This is a genomic window from Pseudomonas sp. MPB03, assembly GCF_046605385.1.
Taxonomy (GTDB): Bacteria; Pseudomonadota; Gammaproteobacteria; order Pseudomonadales; family Pseudomonadaceae; genus Aquipseudomonas; species Aquipseudomonas zanjanensis.
This window is the reverse complement of sequence record NZ_CP176770.1, coordinates 948,013-963,448: the sequence shown is the minus strand read 5'-3', so window position 1 is coordinate 963,448 and position 15,436 is coordinate 948,013. Positions and strand designations below refer to the sequence as shown.

Annotated in this window: 16 protein-coding genes; 9 read left to right on the top strand and 7 right to left on the bottom strand. The window is 61.6% G+C overall.

The genetic code is table 11. The features are described from left to right. Positions 1-78: 78 nt before the first annotated feature. Positions 79-378, bottom strand: a complete 300-nt coding sequence (locus ACLH0I_RS04095; protein WP_250965635.1) for a chaperone modulator CbpM — start codon at positions 376-378, stop codon at positions 79-81. 224 nt (positions 379-602) lie between these two features. After that, a complete protein-coding gene (locus ACLH0I_RS04090) occupies positions 603-1,541 on the bottom strand; it encodes a DnaJ C-terminal domain-containing protein (RefSeq protein WP_411386368.1) in 939 nt (312 codons plus the stop codon). Between the two features lie 293 nt (positions 1,542-1,834). Here ACLH0I_RS04090 and ACLH0I_RS04085 point away from each other — a divergent pair, with 293 nt between their 5' ends. Then, positions 1,835-3,109 carry an Hsp70 family protein gene (locus ACLH0I_RS04085; RefSeq protein ID WP_411386367.1) on the top strand — a complete coding sequence of 425 codons (1,275 nt, stop codon included), beginning with the start codon at positions 1,835-1,837 and terminating at the stop codon, positions 3,107-3,109. Between the two features lie 120 nt (positions 3,110-3,229). Here ACLH0I_RS04085 and ACLH0I_RS04080 read toward each other — a convergent pair whose 3' ends face one another. The 4 genes from ACLH0I_RS04080 to ACLH0I_RS04065 all read right to left on the bottom strand — a co-directional run bounded on the left by ACLH0I_RS04080 (position 3,230) and on the right by ACLH0I_RS04065 (position 6,598). After that, positions 3,230-4,243: an AI-2E family transporter gene (locus tag ACLH0I_RS04080; RefSeq protein WP_186707795.1), complete on the bottom strand. Its 1,014-nt coding sequence runs from the start codon at positions 4,241-4,243 to the stop codon at positions 3,230-3,232. 219 nt (positions 4,244-4,462) lie between these two features. Then, the gene (locus tag ACLH0I_RS04075) at positions 4,463-4,735 is read right to left on the bottom strand and encodes a PsiF family protein (RefSeq protein WP_186707797.1); all 273 of its coding nucleotides are present in this window, start codon (positions 4,733-4,735) and stop codon (positions 4,463-4,465) included. Positions 4,736-4,948: 213 nt separating this feature from the next. Beyond that, positions 4,949-5,839, bottom strand: coding sequence for an esterase/lipase family protein (locus tag ACLH0I_RS04070; RefSeq protein ID WP_411386366.1), 891 nt, complete (start codon positions 5,837-5,839; stop codon positions 4,949-4,951). A gap of 120 nt (positions 5,840-5,959) precedes the next feature. Continuing rightward, the gene (locus ACLH0I_RS04065) at positions 5,960-6,598 is read right to left on the bottom strand and encodes an FMN-dependent NADH-azoreductase (RefSeq protein WP_411386365.1); all 639 of its coding nucleotides are present in this window, start codon (positions 6,596-6,598) and stop codon (positions 5,960-5,962) included. Between the two features lie 138 nt (positions 6,599-6,736). On the opposite strand from ACLH0I_RS04065, the gene ACLH0I_RS04060 reads away from it, so the two are divergent. Together ACLH0I_RS04060 and ACLH0I_RS04055 are read left to right on the top strand one after the other, a co-directional pair. Next, entirely contained in the window at positions 6,737-7,678 is a 942-nt protein-coding gene (locus ACLH0I_RS04060; RefSeq protein ID WP_411386364.1) for a LysR substrate-binding domain-containing protein, read from the top strand. Between the two features lie 57 nt (positions 7,679-7,735). Beyond that, a complete protein-coding gene (locus ACLH0I_RS04055) occupies positions 7,736-8,266 on the top strand; it encodes a bacterioferritin (protein WP_186707806.1) in 531 nt (176 codons plus the stop codon). A 130-nt stretch (positions 8,267-8,396) separates the two neighbouring features. On the opposite strand, the gene ACLH0I_RS04050 is transcribed toward ACLH0I_RS04055, so the two are convergent. After that, positions 8,397-10,472, bottom strand: coding sequence for an AsmA family protein (locus tag ACLH0I_RS04050; RefSeq protein WP_411386363.1), 2,076 nt, complete (start codon positions 10,470-10,472; stop codon positions 8,397-8,399). A gap of 376 nt (positions 10,473-10,848) precedes the next feature. Between ACLH0I_RS04050 and ACLH0I_RS04045 the strand changes: the two genes are divergently transcribed. The 6 genes from ACLH0I_RS04045 to ACLH0I_RS04020 all read left to right on the top strand — a co-directional run bounded on the left by ACLH0I_RS04045 (position 10,849) and on the right by ACLH0I_RS04020 (position 15,429). Continuing rightward, positions 10,849-11,262, top strand: coding sequence for a hypothetical protein (locus ACLH0I_RS04045; protein WP_411386362.1), 414 nt, complete (start codon positions 10,849-10,851; stop codon positions 11,260-11,262). 157 nt (positions 11,263-11,419) lie between these two features. Continuing rightward, on the top strand, positions 11,420-12,052 hold the full coding sequence (locus ACLH0I_RS04040; protein WP_411386361.1) for a TetR family transcriptional regulator: 633 nt from the start codon (positions 11,420-11,422) through the stop codon (positions 12,050-12,052). Between the two features lie 434 nt (positions 12,053-12,486). Beyond that, on the top strand, positions 12,487-12,870 hold the full coding sequence (locus ACLH0I_RS04035; RefSeq protein WP_411386360.1) for a DUF6124 family protein: 384 nt from the start codon (positions 12,487-12,489) through the stop codon (positions 12,868-12,870). A gap of 628 nt (positions 12,871-13,498) precedes the next feature. Further along, entirely contained in the window at positions 13,499-13,882 is a 384-nt protein-coding gene (locus ACLH0I_RS04030) for a DUF6124 family protein (RefSeq protein ID WP_411386359.1), read from the top strand. A 360-nt stretch (positions 13,883-14,242) separates the two neighbouring features. Next, positions 14,243-14,743, top strand: a complete 501-nt coding sequence (gene ureE / locus ACLH0I_RS04025; protein WP_057448286.1) for an urease accessory protein UreE — start codon at positions 14,243-14,245, stop codon at positions 14,741-14,743. Beyond that, entirely contained in the window at positions 14,740-15,429 is a 690-nt protein-coding gene (locus tag ACLH0I_RS04020; protein WP_411386358.1) for an urease accessory protein UreF, read from the top strand. Before ureE ends, ACLH0I_RS04020 begins: the two co-directional genes overlap by 4 nt. The last annotated feature ends 7 nt before the right edge of the window (positions 15,430-15,436 follow it).

Genomic DNA, 15,436 nt, shown 5'->3' with positions numbered 1-15,436 from the left:
CTACCCAGTGCATCACCGGCCAGTGCGGTAACTATCTATCGTTTTTTCTGCAAGACCCGGCGAGCACGCCTGCCGTTCTTACTCCACCCAACGGCCCAACTGCTGGCGCAGCCGGCGATTCTCGGATCGCAATTGCTGGACCTCCTCCAACAAATCCAGGGCCAGGGCGACACCGTCCCATTCCAGTTCCAATTCGTGGCGCAGCTTGGCGGCCCGGCGTGCCAGGACCAGTTCATAATCGGTGAAACGCCAATCCGTGGGTGCCGCGCCGTGAGGCTCGAGGATGCCGTGCTCGACGATTTCAATCACGTGGACATCCGCCAGCGCAGCGGCTTCACAGAATTCCATCAGGTTCAGTTCAATGATCGGGTCGTTCATGGTCTGCTTCTCCCAATGCTTCAACTGTCGAGTCTAGCCAGGATTGTGGAAAACCCGGTTTTGTGGCGAGGGAGCTTGCTCCCGCTCGGCTGCGCAGCAGTCGTAAAACCTGCCTACCGGTTTTCCCTGGCGCACCGTATCGAATGGTTTTGGGGCTGCTTCGCAGCCCAGCGGGAGCAAGCTCCCTCGCCACGGGGTTGTGTTGCCAGGCCTGTGATTACCGGTCAGAAGTTCTCCCGAGGATCGAACGCGGCTTTCTTCGCCAGCTCGGCCCATAAGGCCTTGACCGATTCGTCGCTGGCCTTGGGCATCACGGCCTTGAGCTGCACGAACAAATAGCCGCGTTCACCGGCCTTGTTGCGCAGGCCGTGGCCCTTGGCGCGCATGCGCTGGCCGTTCTGGCTGCCGGCCGGGACCTTGAGGTTGATCCTGCCGGTGAGGGTCGGCACCGCGACCTCGGTGCCCAGCGCCAACTCCCATGGCGCCAGGGGCAAGGTGATGATCAAGTCCTGGCCTTCGACGTCGAACTTGGGGTGCGGCGCGAAACGAATGGTCAGGTACAAGTCCCCATTGGCGCCACCACCGATTCCCGGCGCGCCCTGGCCCTTGAGGCGGATACGCTCGCCATCGGTCACGCCCAGCGGGATCTTCACGTTCAGGCTCTTGCTGGTGTTGCTCACGTGCTGGCCCGCCGCGTTGTATTGCGGCACCTGGAAGGTGACCTTCTTCGATTCGTTCGACAGGGTTTCTTCCAGGAAGATCGGTAATTCCATTTCCACGTCTTGCCCTCGACGGCCGGCGCTGCGACCTGACTGTCCGCCGCCGAAACCCGGCCCGCGATTACCGAAAATCGAACTGAAGAAGTCCGAGAAATCCCCGGTGTCCTGGCCCCCAAAACCGCCACGGCTCTGCCAGCCCGGTGGTCCCTGGAACGGCTGGCCGTGCTGGCCATACCGGCGCAGGTCGTCGTACTCGGCGCGCTTGTCGGCGCTTTTCAACGCTTCATAGGCTTCGGAGACGTCCTTGAACTTGGTCTCGGCGTCTTTCTCTTTACTCACGTCCGGGTGGTATTTGCGCGCCAGCTTGCGGTAGGCAGCCTTGATCGTGCTGTCGTCCGCCGTGGGCTCGACACCCAGGATCTTGTAATAGTCTTTGAAGTCCATCTAAGCATCACCATCCGTTATCGATGTCGCACCGCCACGCACAGCCTGCCCGGATAACCGGACAGCGGGTTGACCGACCTCAAGATTGGGACCGGGCGGCACGTCAGAAGTTTATCGGCAGCGGGTGGCGGTTCTTGCATCCGCCCTGTGCTACCGGCTCATGCCAGCAAGTTTGGGGGTGTGATGCCGTCTTTCAAGGCCGATGATTGCGAATTAGCAGATAACCGGCCTTCGAATCCGCGTCCCACTGGCATACACTGCGCGGCCGTTTTTTCAACTGGAACCCGAAAGACATGAAAAACGCATCCCCGGCCCGTGCCTGCGGCATCGACTTTGGCACGTCCAACTCCACCGTCGGCTGGCTGCGCCCCGGCATGGAAACGTTGATCGCGCTGGAGGACGACAAGATCACCCTGCCCTCGGTGGTCTTTTTCAATCTCGAGGAACGCCGCCCGGTGTATGGCCGCCTGGCCCTGCACGAATACCTGGAAGGCTATGAAGGCCGCTTGATGCGCTCGCTCAAGAGCCTGCTGGGCTCCAAGCTGATCAAGCACGACACCAGCGTGTTGGGCACGGCGATGCCCTTCAAGGACCTGCTGGGGCTGTTCATCGGCCAATTGAAGAAACGCGCCGAGGCCACCGCAGGACGGGAATTCGAAGAAGTGGTCCTGGGGCGCCCGGTATTTTTCGTCGATGACGATGAAATGGCCGATCAGGAAGCGGAAAACACTTTGGTAGACGTCGCCCGCGCCATCGGCTTCAAGGAGGTTTCGTTCCAGTACGAGCCTATCGCCGCGGCCTTCGACTATGAATCGACCATCGAGAAAGAAGAGCTGGTGCTGATCGTCGACATCGGCGGCGGTACTTCGGACTTTTCCCTGGTGCGCCTGTCCCCCGAGCGCCGTACCCACGACAACCGCCACGCCGACATCCTCGCCACCGGTGGCGTGCACATCGGTGGGACCGATTTCGACAAGCAACTCTCCCTGGCCGGCCTGATGCCGCTGTTCGGCTACGGCAGCCGCATGAAAAGCGGTGCCTACATGCCCACCAGCCACCACATGAACCTGGCGACCTGGCACACCATCAACGCGGTGTACTCGCAAAAGTCCACCCTGGCCCTGGGCAGCATGCGCTACGACATCGAAGACACCGGCGGCATCGACCGGCTGTTCAAGCTGATCGAACAGCGCGCCGGGCACTGGCTGGCGATGGAAGTGGAAGAAACCAAGATCGAGTTGACCCACGCCGAGCAGCGTCACGTGCCGTTGGACCGGATCGAGCCAGGCCTGAGCGTGGACCTGAGCCGGGCCTTGTTCGAGTCGGCCATCGACGGTTTGCTGGAACGGGTGCGCGGCAGCGTCACGCAACTGCTCAGCGATGCCAACGTGCGGGTCGATCAGGTCGATACGGTGTTCTTCACCGGCGGTTCCAGCGGCATCCCGGCGCTGCGCAACAGCGTCTCGGCGATGCTGCCCCAGGCGCGGCATGTGGAAGGCAATATCTTCGGCAGTATCGGCAGCGGGTTGGCGATCGAGGCGATGAAGCGGTATGGGAGCCAGGTCTGAACCAGGACCGAGGCGCCTGAATCGCGAGCAAGCTCGCTCCCACAGGGGATTGCAGTGCTCGGTTCATTGTGGGAGCGAGCTTGCTCGCGATGGGGCAGACCAGACACCCCATCTATCGGATCAAACCATCCCCACCTGCTTCAACTCACTCTTGAGATACGCATAATAAATCGGCCCCGCCACCACCCCCGGCAGGCCGAATGCGGCTTCGAACACCAGCATTGCCATGAGCAATTCCCAGGACTTGGCGCTGATCTGCCCGCCAACGATACGGGCGTTGAGAAAGTATTCGAGCTTGTGGATCACGATCAGGTAACCCAGCGCCGCCACCGCCACCCAGATCGACAACGACAGGGCAACGATAGTGATCAGGGTGTTGGACATCAGGTTGCCAATCACCGGCAGCAGCCCCAGCAGGAACGTCATCACGATCAGGGTCTTGGTCAAAGGCAGCTGGATGCCGAACAGCGGCAGCACCACCGCCAGGAAAATCCCGGTGAAGAAGGTGTTGAGCAGGGAAATCTTGATCTGGGCGAAGACGATGTTGCGAAACGCCTTGACCAGCAGGTTCAGGCGATCGAACAGCGCCGCGGCCAGGGGCTTGCGCTTGGTCAGGTCGGGAATGCGCTGCAGGGCAACGATGGCCCCCAGCACCATGCCGATCAGCAAGGTCACGAACATGTGGGCAGCGTCCTTGCCCACCAGTTGCAGGTCGCTCAGGTGCTTGCTCACCCAGTCGCCGATTGCCACTCGGAACTCGGCAGCGCTGGCCGGTAGGTAGGCGTCGATGAACGGCGGCAATTGTCCACGGGCGCGGTCGACCACCGTCATGAATTTGTCCAGGGACGCGCCTGGGTTTTCTGCTTCATGGAGCAGGAAACTGAAGGCCCCGGCGAAAATCAACGAAAGCACACTGACCACCAGCGTGCCGAGCAACGCCACTGCCAGCCAGCGGGCACGGCGGCCTTCGATCAGGCGCTGCAACTGCGGGGTGAGCATGTTGACCAGTTCGAACACCAGCAGCCCGGCCAGCAAGCTCGGCAACAGGCGCAGCGGCAGCACCAGCAACAACCCACCAAAAATGATCACCCAACTGATCACCAACAACACATGACGCTGAGAAAACGTTGGCATACAGCCTCAGGACAAAACGGCGTGAAAGGATCGGCAGTCTGCCAGCGATCCGCTGGCAGCACTAGGGATTGTGTCGGCCGACCTTCGTCGCAGTTCAGGGCTTTTTTGTAACTTTTGCGTCGGCCCCATCGCGAGCAGGCTCGCTCCCACAGTGGATCGGCGTTGGCCTGCCCATGTGGGAGCGAGCCTGCTCGCGATGGGGTCCCACAGATCCGGCACTTATTTTTTCTTCAGGCACTCACTCATGAACGCCTTGCGGGCATCGCCCTTCAGCGCCTGCTCGGTGGCGGTGGCGTTGCAGCTCTTCATGCGCTCCTGCGGGGTAGCCTTGAGGCAATTGCTCATGAACGCCTTGCGCTCGTCGCCCTTGAGCGCCTTGGCGGTGGCGTCGGCATTGCAGGTGGTCATCTTGCTCTGCTGCGCCGTCTCGGCGAAGCCCTGGGAACACAGCAGCAAACCGATCATCAACAAAGGCACACGAAGCATCTTCATGGTGTTTCTCCTGGCTGCCACACGAGGGGGTGGCGATGGGGTGGAGTGTAGACAACGCCTGTTACACCTTCATCTGTTGGATCTCCTGTGCCTGGTCTATCGCCATCGCGAGCAAGCTCGCTCCCACAATGGACCGAGCGCTGCAGATCCCCTGTGGGAGCGAGCTTGCTCCGGGCGGCGATCCGACGATGAACGGTAACGCGGTCCAACTGGCTACACCCCAGCAGCCTTCAACCGCTCGGCATGCTCGACAAACAACCGGATCGGCTCGGCCCCCTTGCCCACCAGCCCCAGCGACTGGTTGACGATGTCGAAGTGGTCCAGCGGATAGTCGTCGCCGATGACCGTGCCCAGGTGGGAGCTGTAGCGTCCGACCAAGCCGTCGCATTGCCCCGCTTCCCGGACAAAGGTGCGGGCAAATAAACGGCACGTGCGGTTGGTGCCGTCGAACAGGTTGCGCCCTTTATCGGTGATGCCCGGCTGCAAGGTGCCGGACCATGAGTAATAGCGCACGCCATTGACCTCTTCCGGCCCCTGCCCACCCCAAGTGAGCGGCAGCCCCTGTGGAAAACGTTGGTTGAACAGCGCCACGCCAGCAGTGGTCAGGGAGACGTGGGACGCGTGGAGGTCCACCGGCAGCTTCGGCCCGCGATAGCCGGTGTCCAGCAGGCTCATCAGGGCGTTGATCAGGCGTAGCACGGCACTGAGCACGCGCCCCTTGGCGCTGTCGGCCGGGTAATGGCGTTGCAGGTAGTCCGCCAGTTCGGAGCCGTGGTTGGGGCCGGCCACCGACGTGACCGACGCCACCAGGTCCGGACGCTTGGCGGCGGCATAACGGGCGGTGAGGCTGCCCTGGCTGTGGCCGATCAGGTTGACCTTCTGCGCACCGGTTTGCCGCAGGATGTCGTCGATCACTGCCAGCAACTGCTCGCCGCGCACCTCGGACGAATGCAGCGGCGAAACCTTCACCGCCACCACCACGGCCCCACCGCGGCGCAACGCCGAGACGATCCCATACCAGTACGGATACAGCACCAGACGGATGAACCCGAGCATGCCTGGGACCAGCACCAGCGGGTAACGAGTGGCGCAGCGTTGCGACATGGCGGCATCCTTGTGATCGAGAGGGGTCAGCATCGGTACTGATGATGACCAGTCTATGACACCCGGATGAATCCGTGGCGAGGGCGCTTGCTCCCGCTGGGCTGCGCGGCAGCCCCTTTCTCAAAACGTCCGCGCCAGCGCCAGCAAACGCTCCTCGGCCTCGGCACAGGACAACGCAAAACTGCGCTCGGCCGACTCTTCGCCTTCGACAGCCACAACCGTCACATCGGTGATGCCGATGAACCCCAGCACGGTGCGCAACAGCGTGTCGGCGTGGTTCATGCTCTCCAGTTGGCCGCCGGGGCCGAAACCGAAATCGCCGCGGCTGGTCACGATCAGCGCCTTCTTGCCCAGCACCAACGGCTCGTAGTGCGACACGCCGTTATCCAGACTGTGATTGAACGTCAGCCCGATGCGCACGATCTGGTCGATCCAGGCCTTCACGCCGCTGGGCACGCTGAAGTTGTGCATGGGCGCGGCGATCACCATGCGGTCATGGCCTTGCAGCTCCTCGACCAAGGCATCGCTCAGGGCCAGGTCCGCCTGCATGATCAACGGTCGATTCTGGGGCTCGGGGTAGAACGCCGCCGCGATAAAGGCTTCGTTGACCGGCGGTATCACCGTCCGTCCGACCTCGCGGCGGGTCAATTGGGATTGCGGGTTCGCGGCCTGCCACGCCGAAACAAACGCCTCGGCCAGGCGTCGGGAATGAGAGCGCTCGCCACGGGGACTGCCATGCACCACAAGAATCTTGCTCATCTGAATCTCCTTTTATGCGGCTACAATCAACACTGCTTGTGCGGCGCAGATTGAAGCCCGATGCTGCCAGCAGACAAATGAGCGTTAGTTCATCTGGATGAGTTAATTTCATCCGTAGCGTTTTTCAGGAGAATCCGGATGTTCGCCAACCTGCCGCTCAACGCCCTGCGCGCCTTCGAATCCGCCGCGCGGTTGCTCAGTTTCAAGGCGGCAGCGGCGGAGTTGTCGGTGACGCCTACAGCGATCTCCCACCAGATTCGAGCGCTGGAGAGTTGGCTGGGGCTGGTCCTGTTCGAACGCCTGCCCCGCCAGGTCCGCCTCACCGACGGCGGGCAACGCTTGTTCCACAGCTTGCACGGGGCTTTGCTGGAGGTAGCGCAGAGCGTCGATACCTTGCGACCGCAACGCAGCACCACCCACCTGACCCTGTCCACCACCGCCGCGTTTGCCGCCCTGTGGCTGGTGCCTCGCCTGGGGCGCTTTTATGCGCGCCACCCGAACATCAACGTGCGCCTGGACACCCATTGCGAGGTGATCGACCTGCACCAGGACGCCAGCGTCGACCTGGTGGTGCGCTACAGCCTCGACGCCTACCCGAACCTGTACGGCATGTGCCTGTTCGATGAAAGCTTCGGGGTCTATGGCTCGCCTGAACAGGTGGCCCTGGCGGCCCGGCAGCCACCGACGCTGATCAGCGTGCGCTGGCACAACTCCAAGCTGTACGCCCATGGTTGGGATGCCTGGTGCGCCCAGGCCGGGGAAACCTGGCTCACCCGTCAGCCGTGCATCCGCGAGTACGACGAGGAGCATTACGCCTTGCAAGCCGCGATCGCCGGGCAGGGCCTGGTGCTGGCGAGCAATATCCTCGCTTCGCAAAGCATCGCCAGCGGCTTGCTGGTGGGCTATCGCCCGGACGTCCAGGTCAGCGGCGCCGGCTATAGCGCCCTGTGCGTCCCGGGCCGCGAACGCCATCCGCCGGTGCGGGCGTTCTTCCAGTGGTTGGGGGAGGAGGCACGACTGTCCGGTTATGCGCTGAAAAATTCAGTAAAACTTTTTCAAGACCGCGTCACTCACATTTAGAGTGATCGCGCCAGCAGAGCGTGACGCCTCAACCGGATCAGCCTCCAGGAGAACGAGATGAGCGACATGCACTTATCCGATGTAACCACCCTGCGCGAACGGGCACGGCAAAACGTGCAGAACGGCGCCGTGACCGAAGGCTACGGCGCCGATCGCCAGGAGGTCATCCGCCTGCTCAACGAAGCGCTGGCCACCGAACTGGTTTGCGTGTTGCGCTACAAGCGCCACTACTTCATGGCCACCGGTCTCAAGGCCAGCGTGGCCGCCAGTGAGTTCCTCGAGCATGCGAACCAGGAAGCCGAACACGCCGACACACTCGCCGAGCGCATCGTGCAGTTGGGCGGCGAGCCGGAGTTCAACCCCGACCTGTTGACCCGCAATTCCCACGCCCAGTACATAGCGGGCAACACCCTCAAGGAAATGGTGTACGAGGACCTGGTGGCCGAACGGATCGCCATCGACAGCTACCGGGAAATCATCCAATACATTGGCGAAAAAGACCCGACCACCCGGCGCATCTTCGAAGACATCCTGGCCCAGGAAGAAGAGCATGCCGATGACATGGCCGATATCCTGGCTGATCTGTAAGGGTCTTAAGGGGCCCCATCGCGAGCAAGCTCGCTCCCACATTTTGACCGCATTCTTTCAGACAGAATGCGGTCCCCTGTGGGAGCGAGCTTGCTCGCGATAAGGCCAGTCGCCTGACCGCAACATTGAGCTACCGGGTAGGCTTGACCGTCACCGGCGCCTTGCCCGCCTTCATCTGTTCCAACAGCGGCGCGCACTGGTTCGGCTCTCCGCCGCTGGGCGCCACCAGCGCCAGCAACCCGGCCGCCGGCGCGGCGATCACGCCCAACGCCACCATCCCGGCACCGCGCAGCATCAGGGGTACGGCCTTGACCCCGGCGGCGGGCTTGGCGAACGTGCCCCGCACATACAAGGGCGAACGCAGGGAAATCAGGCGCCAACCCTTGGACTCTGGAGTGATGGTCAGGTCCAACTGTTCACTCGCCATGTTCGCCGTGCCGTCGATGTAGATGATCGCGTTCTCGGTATCGAACACGAACAGGCGCGTGGTCGCCAGGCCCGTCTTGATGTCGAAGTCGGCCGCCGCGCAGTTGATCTTTACTTCCTTGTCGCCAAAGATTTTCCCTACCACGTAGTTACCAACGTTCAGTCCCGCCAGCTCCATTAATTCCCGACTGATGGCGCCATCGTTGATGAGCATTTTCAGCGTGCCATTGGAGGTGCCCAGCAACGCCGCCACCGAATTGCCGCGCCCGGCGATGTCGGCATCGCCATTCAATTCGCCGAAGCTGGTTTTCATCGGCTCGAAACCCGGGAACAGCTGCTTGAGCTTGAACCCCCGTGCCGTCAGCTTCGCCTGGCCTTCCAGCGGCCGGGTGCGCCCGTTGAGGCGGATCTGCGCATCGAGGCGGCCACCGGCCACACCGAAACGCAGGGGCTCAAGACTCAACTGCCCGTCGTTGAGCACCAGATGGGTGTACAGGTCGGTGAACGGCAGCTGCTCGCTATGGACAATGCGTTTGCCGGTGAACTCCACATCGGCGTCCATCACGCGCCAACGCTCGGTGCGAAACTCTTCTACGGGCAAGACCTTGCCGGTCGGCTGTTTGCTGGCGCCGCCGCGAGCCTTTTGCTCGGTGTTGGAGTCAGCACCAATCAACGGCGCCAAGTCGCTGAACAGCAGTTGATTGGAGACCAGCGCGCCACTGAGTTTCGGCCGCGGCTGGCTGGCGACGTAAGCCAGGTCGCCATGGATATCGCTGTCGCCGATCTTGCCGTTGAACCCCTCATAGCGAAACAGCGCTCCACCCGGCTCATGCAGTTTGGCGATCAAGCGGCCATCGGTGGCGTAAGGCGGTGAGTCCGGCAGGGTCACGCCGGTCAGTGGGTAGAGATTGGCGAGGCTGTTGCCCGCCAGTTTCAGGCGCAAATCCAGCGCCCCGAGGTTCAGCGGGTCGATGAGGGTGCCGGCCAGCTCGACACGTGTGTCACCGATCTTCGCCTGGGCCTGGAGTGGAAAAGGTCGTGACGCATCCTTCAGTGCCAGCAAACCACCGACCTTGCCGGAGCCGGTCAGGTTTTGCCCGTGATACTGCCCGTTGACCTTGAAGGCGAACGCGTAGTCCTGTGGCGTCGCGCCTTGGCCCTGGGCTTTTTTTGCGGCTTTGTCACCGACGATATCGCTGAACGGAATGGGTTTGCCCAACGGGTCGATCAACAGGTCGAGGCGGGTCTTGAGTGTCTGGTCGTCAAGGGTGACGTGCCCCTTGTCGAAACCAATGGCACCAATGTCCACCACCCAGCTGGACGGCTCGGCGTCCGGGTCTTTCGGATCGAATTGGAAGGTCCAGTTGGCGCGCCCGTCCGCCAGGCGCTGCAGATTGGCGTTGGGCTCCGTCAAGTCGATGCGGGGAATCGCCACTCGCCGGGCCAGCAAGGCCAGGGGCGAAACGCGCAGCTCGACACGCTTGAGCGTGACCATTTGCGGCGTTTTCGACCAATCCGGGTTACCCAGGCTCAAGTCTTCGGCCACCACATGGGGCCACGGCAACCAGGCGCGCCAGCCACCTTCTTCCGGCTCACGCTGCCAGATCACCGCCAGGTTGCCGTTGATGGCGAAGGGACGATGCAATTCCTCGGAAACCTTGGCGTTGAGCGAGGGCTTGATGCGGTTCCAGTTGAAGAAAGCGATGACCAGTACCAACACCGCCAGCAAGACAACAAGGCTGGCAAAGCTCCAGGCGAGAATTTTCGAGGTGCGCGTCATGCACAAGGCTCCTGATGACAAGTCAGCATCCGCAACCGCGGCGCTGTTTTAAATACGAACCTGCACCGGTTCGTCATGAAGGGTTGGACTGGCGAAACGGCCAACAGGTGCCGATGAACGGCACAAAAAGATGCCAGGATTCTGACTGATCGGCCAACAAACTGTTACCGCCCCCGCACATTTGCGAGGCAGCGATGGGTACAAAATACCCACCACGGTGCAAAACAGCACCTCGGAAACGCCCGTTCTAGAGCCTTCGCTGCGAACAATCAATTCCGTTGATTATTACCATTGCGTTTATGAACTTTTATATCGACTTATCGAGAGTAGCATTGCCCTCGTACCCACTTTATCGCCCTCCCAAGGAGCAACGATCATGAAACGCCAATTACTGATGAGCCTGTCCCTTTCACTGCTGGCCTCTACTGCCTTCGCACTGCCAGCTTCCGAACAAGCCACGCCACAGGTCAAGGACAGCCACTCTGTCTACAGCCAGACGGTTGCCGAAGGTGGACGTGATCGCCTGGAAGAAAAAGGCCTGGCCGAAGACGGTTATGACCGTACCAAGCAGAGCGATACCGTGGCAGCTGACGGTTCCGACCGCACCCCAGGCCAAACCCTGGCAGCCGATGGTTCCGACCGCACTCCAGGCCAAACCCTGGCAGCCGATGGTTCCGACCGCACTCCAGGCCAAACCTTGGCAGCCGATGGTTCCGACCGCACTCCAGGCCAAACCCTCGCCGAAGGCGGTGGTGATCGCGTGATCGAACGCAACAGCACCGTGAGCTGAGCCCATGGTGGCCCAGAAAAAAGCCCGATTCCTGCAATCGGGCTTTTGACTTTTCAAGCCCTTCGTTTTCCCCGCCCGATCCCCCTCTACCGTTCGACGTCGGCAAAGCCGATTTGCTAGAGTGCACCGCTCCCGTGAATCAGAAGCCAGCCTTGCGATGCTGCCCCGCGCCGAACAGAAACAACAGACACGTATTGCCCTGATGGACGCAGCCCGTCATTTGATGGAGTGCGGCCGGGGATTCGGTAGCCTGAGCCTGCGGGAAGTCGCCAGGACGGCGGGCATCGTGCCCACCGGGTTCTACCGGCACTTCGAGGACATGGACCAACTGGGCCTGGCACTGGTCAGCGAAGTCGGCCAGACCTTCCGCGAAACCATCCGCCTCGTCCGCCACAACGAATTCGTCATGGGTGGCATCATCGATGCGTCGGTACGGATCTTTCTCGATGTGGTTCAAGTCAACCGATCCCAATTCCTGTTCCTGGCCCGCGAGCAATATGGCGGCTCCCTGCCGGTGCGCCAGGCCATTGCTCAATTGCGCGAAGACATCAGCTCGGACCTGGCCGCCGACCTGGCGTTGATGCCCAAGCTGCAGCACCTGGACCTGGCCGCCCTGGGCGTGATGGCCGATCTTATCGTCAAGAGCGTATTCGCCACCCTGCCGGACATCATCGACCCGCCCGCCCAAGCCCTCCCCGAACACCTCACAGCCCAGGCGAAGATGACCCAGCAACTGCGATTCATCTTCATTGGCCTCAAGCATTGGCAAGGGTTGGGCAGTACCGAATAACCCCCGAAAGTCCCCTCCTGTGGGAGCGAGCTTGCTCGCGATGGCGGCGTCTGAGCCCAGCTTACGGCAGCCGCTAGGCAATTTCCGTAGGAGCTGCCGACGGCTGCGATCTTTTGGTGCTTTTCCCCGCCAAACCCTCGGACATTTCCTTCAATACGCCGGGCTGTTCATGAACTAGGCAGTCCTTTCGAGCGCCGCTAACCTCTGTTCGTCATCGCAAAAAACGGTGACACGGACGTGCAAGTCCGGATTGGTACGCAATTGGTCATGGCTATTGACCGAGCATTTTTTTATGCTCGCGTCCGTCATGGCGATTGTGCGTGGGAGACCTTCGGGTCTGCCGGGGGTACCAGCCGGTCTTGCACACCTACGCACAGTTGCCACCTCTTCGAATGCAAGCGAAAGGATGTCGACCCCAACTCTGGTACATAGATATGTTCAAGGTCACTCCAAATCCGCCAAAAAGCGGCCACAAATCCCGCGTCCAAGCGCAGGAAGAAAAAAAGCTCGATGACGCGGCCACCCGCGCCCTCGACTACTACCTCAAGCCCAAGCCCGCCTCACCGCCCGAACCTGACAAAAACCAACTCTTCATCGTGTCCCCTCACATAGACACCGAAACCCTGCTCGCCAACGCCTCCGAAGACCTGCTCTCCATCAGCACCATCGCCGCCGACCTGGCTGACGACGTGGATGACTCACGCCGCTGCGTCGCTTTGGCAATCAGCCGGATGGCCGATGGGGTGCAGTTGTTGGTCGAGCGGGCGTTGGATCATTTGGAAACCAAGGAGATGGCGGCGCCTGGGGCCAAGGGATAGCGCGTTGTTTTGATGCAAGCTGAGCCGACGCCATCGCGAGCAGGCTCGCTCCCACAGGGTTTTGTGTCGAACCGAATCTCAAGGTTCAAAGCCCCTCCACTGTGGGAGCGAGCTTGCTCGCGATAGCGGAGTCTCAACCCCCTGATTGCTCACCTGACACACCACTTCCCGAAAAACCACCTGATGGATGCTCTGTGATGTAAGAAAGGTGCGTCTCTCCATCAAACATTCAAATCAAAAAATCGCAGCTTTCGGCAGCCGCTAGGCAATTTCTGTAGGAGCTGCGGACGGCTGCGATCTTTTGGTGCTTTTCCCCGCCAAACCCTCGGACATTTCCTTCAACACGCCGGGCTGTTCATGAACTAGGCAGCACTTTCGAGCGCCGCTAACCTCTGTTCGTCATCGCAAAAAACGGTGACACGGACGTGCAAGTCCGATCTAGGAACGCATTCGTTATGGCTATTCGCCGAGCATTTTTTTATGCTCGCCGACTGTTATGGCGGCTGCGCGTGGGAGACCTTCGGGTCTGCCGGGTTCCTGGACCGGTCTTGCACACCTACGTACAGCTGCCACCCATTTTTCGACGTGCAATCGGAGGGTGCCGGCTCCACTTCCAGGAATTTTCACTATGTTCAAAGCAACTCCGAATCCCCCGCAAAGCGGCCACAAATCTCGCGTCCAAGCGCAGGAAGAAAAAAAGCTCGATGACGCCGCCACCCGCGCCCTCGACTACTACCTCAAGCCCAAGCCCGCCTCACCGCCCGAACCCGATAAAAACCAGCTCTTCATCGTGTCCCCCCACATCGACACCGAAACCCTGCTCGCCAACGCTTCCGAAGACCTGCTCTCCATCAGCACCATCGCCGCCGACCTGGCCGACGATGTGGACGACTCACGCCGCTGCGTCGCCTTGGCGATCAGTCGCATGGCCGATGGGGTGCAGTTGCTGGTCGAGCGGGCGTTGGATCATCTGGAAACCAAGGAGATGGCGGCGCCTGGTGCCAAGGGGTAGCGCCTTGCTTTGATGCAAGCTGGGCCGACGCCATCGCGAGCAAGCTCGCTCCCACAGGGTTTTGTGTAGAGCCAAATATCAAGTTCAACACCCATCCCATTGTGGGAGCGAGCTTGCTCGTGATGGCGGTGGGTCAGTCGACAAAGATGCCAACCGAACCGACGCCTTCGCGAGCAAGCTCGCTCCCACAGGATCTTTTTCGTGCAAGCCGCAAAATGGTGCGCGACAGCCCATCGCGCACCAACATGGCACGCAATCCGCCCCATCCTGAAACGCTATCCCCAGATATTTCCTACACCCCCTTCGATTGGCAAGCCCCTTGCTCTAAACACAGCACCGTTCATTGCTGGAAGCACTCCGATGCTGGTGATTCACCGCAGAATCGACACTCAACCGCGCTGGGACGCCGAGCTGCACCTGACCTTCGACGCCCGCAGCAAAAGCCGTCTGCGCTGTTTCAGTGCCGAGGGTGAAGACGTGGGGTTGTTCCTGGAGCGAGGCCAGCCGCCGCTGTACGACGGCGAGTGCCTGCAGGCCGAAGATGGGCGCATCGTGCGCGTCTGCGCCCGCGCCGAACAATTGCTGCATGTCACCTGCGCCAATGCCTTCGAACTGACTCGCGCCGCCTACCACCTAGGCAACCGCCACGTGGCCCTGCAAGTGGGCGATGGCTGGTTGCGCCTGCTGGACGATTACGTGCTCAAGGCGATGCTCGAACAACTGGGCGCCCGCGCCGAAGCCATCGAAGCCCCGTTCCAGCCGGAACACGGCGCCTATGGCGGCGGCCATCATCACTCCCGGCACGGCGACGAAGACTTCAACTACGCGCCGCGCCTGCATCAATTTGGCGTGCGCACATGAACCCGGCCTGGGCGCTGCTGCGTCTGGCCAGCCCGCAGTTGCCGATTGGCGGGTACAGCTACTCCCAGGGTCTGGAAATGGCGGTGGACAACGGCCAGGTGAAAAACCCCGACGACGCACGGCGCTGGATCGGCGATCAATTGCTGCTGAACCTGGCACGCTTCGAAGCGCCCCTGCTGCTGGCGCACTGCACCGCAGCCGCCGCGGACGATTGGGACACGCTGCGGCAGCGCTGTGAAGAGCACCGCGCCAGCCGGGAAACCCGCGAGCTGTACCAGGAAAGCCGGCAGATGGGCTACTCGTTGCAGCAATTGCTCGCCGGCCTGCCGGAACTCGACCGTGCCGCCCGGGACTTTCTCGAACAGCTCAGCCTTGGTCAGCGCAGCGAGCCGCACCTGGCGCTGGGCTGGGCCCTGGCCGCCCGCGCCTGGCAGATCGCCCCCCAGGATGCCCTCGCCGCCTGGCTGTGGAGTTGGCTGGAAAACCAACTGGCGGTGCTGATGAAAACCCTGCCCCTGGGCCAGCAAGCGGCCCAGCGCCTGACCAGCGAACTGCTGCCGCTGTTGCAACAGGCCCAGCACGACGCCTCGAACATCGACCCCGACCATTACGGCAGCGCCGCGTTTGGCCTGTCCCTGGCGTGCATGGCCCATGAGCGCCAGTACAGCCGTCTGTTCCGTTCCTAGGAGACAC